The sequence below is a fragment of the Tateyamaria sp. genome (assembly GCF_059783535.1).
Genome location: NZ_JBYNDP010000194.1, coordinates 1 through 5,128, shown reverse-complemented (window position 1 = coordinate 5,128; position 5,128 = coordinate 1). Strand labels below are relative to the sequence as shown.

The following is a 5,128-nucleotide window of genomic DNA, read 5'->3' as shown; positions in this document are numbered from 1 at the left end:
AAAATGCGTCACGCACGTGGTTACCGCCGCCTGAACCGGACACATGAGCACCGCAAGGCTCTGTTCGCGAACATGGCTGGCTCGCTCATCGAACATGAGCAAATCAAAACAACACTGCCCAAGGCCAAGGAACTGCGCCCGATCATCGAAAAGATGATCACGCTGGCCAAGCGCGGTGATCTGCACGCACGCCGTCAGGCCGCCGCCAAGCTGAAAGAAGAGCAATACGTCGCCAAACTGTTTGACGTATTGGGCCCGCGCTACAAAGACCGCCAGGGCGGCTATGTTCGCGTACTGAAGGCTGGCTTCCGCTATGGTGACATGGCGCCCATGGCTATCATCGAATTCGTGGACCGTGACCGCGACGCCAAGGGCGCCGCTGACAAAGCCCGCGTTGCAGCAGAAGAAGCTGCCGAAGAATAAAGCTCCGCACATAGCGAAGCGGAAACGCCGCCCCCTGATCCGGGGCGGCGTTTTGCGTTTCAAAATAGCCCAAGTTCGGCCGTGACGATTTTTTCGATCTCGTGCACCGTGTGATTGGTCAGCGTTTTGGGAATGTCGGCCACGATCTTGGCCGTAACCTCCATATGCATGTCGGCGCGGAGCACGCCCAGCACCTGCGGTGATGCCACCAGAACCAGCTTGTCGAATGTGCCCTTATGCGCTTCAGCATACAACATACTGGACAAGTCCTTGGCGAACCGATCCTTGGCCAATGTGTGCCAATCCGTATCCTCCAGGGCCGACGATTGACCCGGTCCGCCATCCTTCATCCGTCCGGGCCGGTCATTCGATTGCGCGCGGGACGGAGGGTTCTCTTGCGCTTCCACGTCGGTCACTTCGAAATTGGGAGTCCGCCGACTTGTCAGATTGCGCAGGAACAGCGCCTTTTCACCATCAGCCACGACGACCAAGGTGCCCCGATCCAATTTTGCCATTTCTTTTATTCTCCTTTTCTCTTCGAGCACCACATGAACTCGCTCATTCTATCTCCCAGCCCGTGTTCGGAATTGCGTTCGGTCAGTTCTGTTGCATTTGTCCGGGGCAGGGCGCATATCCAGACGCAGACGAGGACGGCCATGAAACACCTGTTTTTGATCATTTTGCTTGGCCTGTTTGCCCAAGGCGCGCAGGCTGAAACGCGCGTGCCGCAAAGCCAGTCGGAGATCACCCTCAGTTTTGCACCGCTTGTACGCGAAACGGCTCCAGCGGTGGTGAACATCTATGTGCGCTTTGTCACGCAGGCCAGGGCTCGAACGCCTTTCATGGATGATCCGTTCTTCGAACGGCTGTTCGAAGGATTCGGGCAGCCACAACCACGTGTTCAGAACTCGCTTGGCTCCGGCGTCATCCTTGGCGATGACGGGATCGTCGTGTCGAACTACCACGTTGTAGGGCAGGCAACCGATATCCGGGTCGTCTTGAATGACGGGCGCGAATATGACGCCCGCGTGCTGCTTGGTGATCAGGAAAGTGACCTGGCGATCCTCAAGATCGATGATGCAGAGGACCTTCCGTTCCTGTCCCTACGGGACAGTGAAACGGTTGAGGTGGGCGAGCTGACCCTCGCCATCGGCAACCCCTTTGGGGTGGGGCAAACAGTGTCCTCGGGTATAGTGTCCGGCCTTGCACGCTCGGGCGGCAGCAATGGGCGCGGGGCAGGGTATTTCATCCAGACAGATGCGCCGATCAACCCGGGCAACTCGGGTGGCGCGCTGATCGACATGCGCGGCCAGCTTTTGGGCATCAACACCCGCATTCTCAGCCGGTCTGGCGGATCGAACGGGATCGGCTTTGCCATTCCGGCTGATCTGGTGGCGGCCTTCGTCAAACAGGCGCGGGACGGCAATGACCGTTTTGTGCGACCTTGGGCCGGGGCGACGGGGCAGGCGGTTGATGCTGATCTGGCCGAGACGCTTGGCCGTGACCGCCCCGGTGGCATCATGCTGGCCGGTCTGCACCCGGCCAGTCCATTGGCTGAAGCCGGGTTCGAAGTGGGCGATGTCGTGCTGGCAGTTGATGGGGCGCCCGTGGGCAGTCCGGGCGAGATGCTGTTTCGCATGAGTGTCGCCAGCGATCAGGACAGCGCGTCGATGACCCGGCTGCGCGATGGCGCGAAGGATGAGTTGACCGTCGCTCTGATCCCGCCACCCGACAGCCCGCCGCGTGAGGAAATCATGCTGCCTGACGACGCGAGCCTGCCGGGCCTGACACTGGCCCGCATCAACCCGGCTGTCCTAGCCGAATTGAACCTGCCTATCGCGTCAGATGGCGTTGTCGTTCTGGACGAAGGCCAGATTGGTCGCCGTGTCGGCTTGCGCCGTGGCGATGTGCTGCAACGGATCGACCGGCAAGACATTGAGACCCCTGCACAGGCCGCGGCCATCCTGTCCGAAGCGCGGCGTGGCACCACCGTACGCGCGGTGCGCGGCAACAGCCGCATCGTGTTGCGTTTCTAGAATGGGTGATCTCTTCGCCTCTACCTCTTCCGAGCAAGATACGGGACCACGGCCGCTGGCCGACCGACTTCGCCCGCAAAAGCTGGCCGACGTCATTGGACAGTCGCAGGTGCTGGGGCCAGAGGCACCGCTGACTGTTATGCTGTCCTCAGGTGCGCTGTCGTCGCTCATCTTCTGGGGCCCGCCCGGCGTCGGCAAAACGACCATCGCCCGGCTGCTTGCGCATGAGACAGACCTGCATTTCGTCCAGATCTCGGCGATTTTTACAGGTGTCCCGGATCTTAAAAAAGTATTCGAAGCAGCCAAGATACGCCGTCAGAACGGGCAGGGGACGCTTCTGTTCGTGGACGAGATCCACCGCTTCAACAAGGCACAACAGGACGGGTTTCTGCCGCATATGGAGGATGGCACCATCCTATTGGTGGGGGCCACAACCGAGAACCCCAGCTTCGAGTTGAACGCCGCTGTTTTGTCCCGTGCGCAAGTGCTGATTCTGGAACGGCTCGACCTCAAGGACTTGGAACTGCTCGCCCAACGGGCTGAGCAGGAACTGGACAAAGCCCTCCCGCTCGACGGACCGGCCCGCGAAGCGCTGCTTGAAATGGCCGATGGCGATGGCCGTGCGCTGCTGAACCTGATCGAACAGGTCACGACGTGGACGGTCGAGGGCAAGCTGGACAAGACCGCTCTTGCGGCACGGCTCATGCGCCGTGCTGCGCAATACGACAAATCGGGCGATGCGCATTACAACCTGATCTCGGCCCTGCACAAATCAGTGCGCGGCTCGGACCCGGATGCGTCGCTCTACTGGTTCGCCCGCATGCTCGAAGGGGGCGAAGACCCCCGCTACCTCGCCCGTCGCATCACGCGCATGGCGGTTGAAGACATCGGCCTGGCCGACCCGCAGGCGCAGGCGGTCTGCTTGCAAAGCTGGGAAACCTACGAACGGCTCGGCAGCCCTGAGGGCGAATTGGCGCTGGCACAGGCGCTTGTCTACCTCGCCCTCGCACCGAAATCGAACGCGGCCTATGTCGCCTACAAGGGCGCACGGCGGGCGGCGAAACAGACCGGGTCGCACCCGCCGCCCAAACACATCCTGAACGCGCCCACGTCGCTGATGAAGGATCAGGGATACGGCAAGGACTATGCCTATGACCACGATGCCGAAGATGGGTTTTCCGGGGCCAACTATTTCCCCGACGGGATGGAACGCCCGGACCTCTACCAACCGGTCGAGCGTGGCTTTGAACGCGACCTGAAAAAACGGCTCGATTACTTCGCGCGGCTCCGGGCCAAGCGGAACAGCTAGGCCACTGCGCTTGACTCTTTGTGGCGAACCGACGACAGACCGCGCATGTTTTCAACCCTTTCACTTGTGGCCCTTGGCGGGGCAATCGGCGCGTCCCTGCGCTGGCTGACGGGCGTGGCTGTGCTGCGCGCATTTGGTCCGTCTGACTTTCCGCTGGCCATCATCACGGTGAACGTCATCGGGTCCTTCCTGATGGGCGTTTTCGTCGTGGCTGCCGCGCATCGCGGGCTCACCCATCTGAGCCCCTTCGTGATGACCGGTGTTCTGGGCGGGTTCACCACATTCAGCGCCTTCTCTCTTGAAACCATGACGTTGATCGAACGTGGACAGGTGGGCTCAGCCAGCCTCTATATCCTGCTGTCTGTCGGCCTGTCCGTGGGTGCACTGGCCCTTGGCCTGATCCTGGCCCGAGGAGTTTTCGCATGAGCGGCGTTCAAACAGTCACTGTCGAAGCGGGCGAGGGCGATCAGCGCCTTGACCGCTGGATGAAGCGCCGCTTTCCACAGGTGAGCCAGGGCATGATCGAAAAGATGTGCCGCAAGGGCGAATGCCGGGTGGACGGTGGCCGGGTCAAATCCTCAACGCGGGTTGAGGAAGGACAGCAAGTGCGCATCCCGCCCTTGCCGGATCGGCCTGCCCCTGTGATTCAGAAAACCCGCATCTCGGACAAAGACGCCAAGATGATCCGCGACTGCGTGATCTACAAGGATGACCAGATCATCGCGATCAACAAGCCGTCCGGTCTGCCCACCCAGGGGGGATCAGGGCAGACGAAACATGTGGATGGGCTGGCCGAGGCGCTGACATTCGATCTGGATGAAAAGCCGCGCCTTGTGCACCGGCTGGACAAGGATACATCCGGTGTCCTGCTGCTCGCCCGCACGAGGGCGGCGGCCAAGTCGCTGACGGCGGCGATGCGTCATCATGAGACCCGCAAGATCTACTGGGCGCTCGTCGCCGGTGTGCCCACGCCGTATCTGGGTGAAATCAAGTACGGGTTGGTCAAGGCGCCGGGCCACGGACGCGGGGGCGAGGGTGAAAAGATGATCGCCGTGCACCCGCGCGACATCGACGACACGCGCGGGGCCAAGCGGGCGCACACGATGTATGCCACGCTTTATCGCGTTGCCAGCCGCGCCGCCTGGGTTGCGATGGAGCCCATCACGGGCCGCACGCACCAACTGCGCGCGCACATGGCAGAGATCGGGCACCCGATTGTCGGTGATGGCAAATATGGCGGCTCAAGTCAGGAAAACATGGGCGATGGCTGGGGCGCCAAGGTGGGCGGGATTATCTCGCAAAAGCTGCACCTGCACGCCCGCATGATGCGCTTTGAACAGCCGGAAACGCGCAAGATCAT

6 protein-coding genes are annotated in these 5,128 nt (G+C 61.5%); 5 read left to right on the top strand and 1 reads right to left on the bottom strand.

All coding sequences use genetic code 11. The annotated features are described in order from the left end of the window. Positions 1 to 3: 3 nt before the first annotated feature. Positions 4 to 423, top strand: a complete 420-nt coding sequence (gene rplQ, locus AC6RA8_RS20995) for a 50S ribosomal protein L17 (RefSeq protein WP_500355577.1) — start codon at positions 4 to 6, stop codon at positions 421 to 423. 59 nt (positions 424 to 482) lie between these two features. Here the strand turns inward: rplQ and AC6RA8_RS20990 are convergent, their stop codons facing one another. Continuing rightward, entirely contained in the window at positions 483 to 938 is a 456-nt protein-coding gene (locus AC6RA8_RS20990; RefSeq protein ID WP_500355576.1) for a host attachment family protein, read from the bottom strand. Positions 939 to 1,079: 141 nt separating this feature from the next. Here AC6RA8_RS20990 and AC6RA8_RS20985 point away from each other — a divergent pair, with 141 nt between their 5' ends. From AC6RA8_RS20985 to AC6RA8_RS20970, 4 genes are all read left to right on the top strand, one after another. Further along, complete coding sequence (locus AC6RA8_RS20985; protein WP_500355574.1) at positions 1,080 to 2,459, top strand: trypsin-like peptidase domain-containing protein; 1,380 nt, start codon at positions 1,080 to 1,082, stop codon at positions 2,457 to 2,459. Position 2,460: 1 nt separating this feature from the next. Beyond that, positions 2,461 to 3,768 carry a replication-associated recombination protein A gene (locus AC6RA8_RS20980; protein ID WP_500355573.1) on the top strand — a complete coding sequence of 436 codons (1,308 nt, stop codon included), beginning with the start codon at positions 2,461 to 2,463 and terminating at the stop codon, positions 3,766 to 3,768. 45 nt (positions 3,769 to 3,813) lie between these two features. Further along, complete coding sequence (gene crcB, locus AC6RA8_RS20975; protein ID WP_500355571.1) at positions 3,814 to 4,194, top strand: fluoride efflux transporter CrcB; 381 nt, start codon at positions 3,814 to 3,816, stop codon at positions 4,192 to 4,194. Beyond that, positions 4,191 to 5,128, top strand: a 938-nt coding sequence (locus AC6RA8_RS20970; protein WP_500355569.1) for an RluA family pseudouridine synthase, incomplete at its 3' end; no start/stop codon positions are given. The genes crcB and AC6RA8_RS20970, both read left to right, overlap by 4 nt.

Coding starts and splice junctions, on each gene's coding strand:
- rplQ (WP_500355577.1), top strand. CDS start 4: ATGCGTCACGCACGTGGTTACCGCCGCCTGAACCGGACACATGAGCAC.
- AC6RA8_RS20990 (WP_500355576.1), bottom strand. CDS start 938: ATGGCAAAATTGGATCGGGGCACCTTGGTCGTCGTGGCTGATGGTGAA.
- AC6RA8_RS20985 (WP_500355574.1), top strand. CDS start 1,080: ATGAAACACCTGTTTTTGATCATTTTGCTTGGCCTGTTTGCCCAAGGC.
- AC6RA8_RS20980 (WP_500355573.1), top strand. CDS start 2,461: ATGGGTGATCTCTTCGCCTCTACCTCTTCCGAGCAAGATACGGGACCA.
- crcB (WP_500355571.1), top strand. CDS start 3,814: ATGTTTTCAACCCTTTCACTTGTGGCCCTTGGCGGGGCAATCGGCGCG.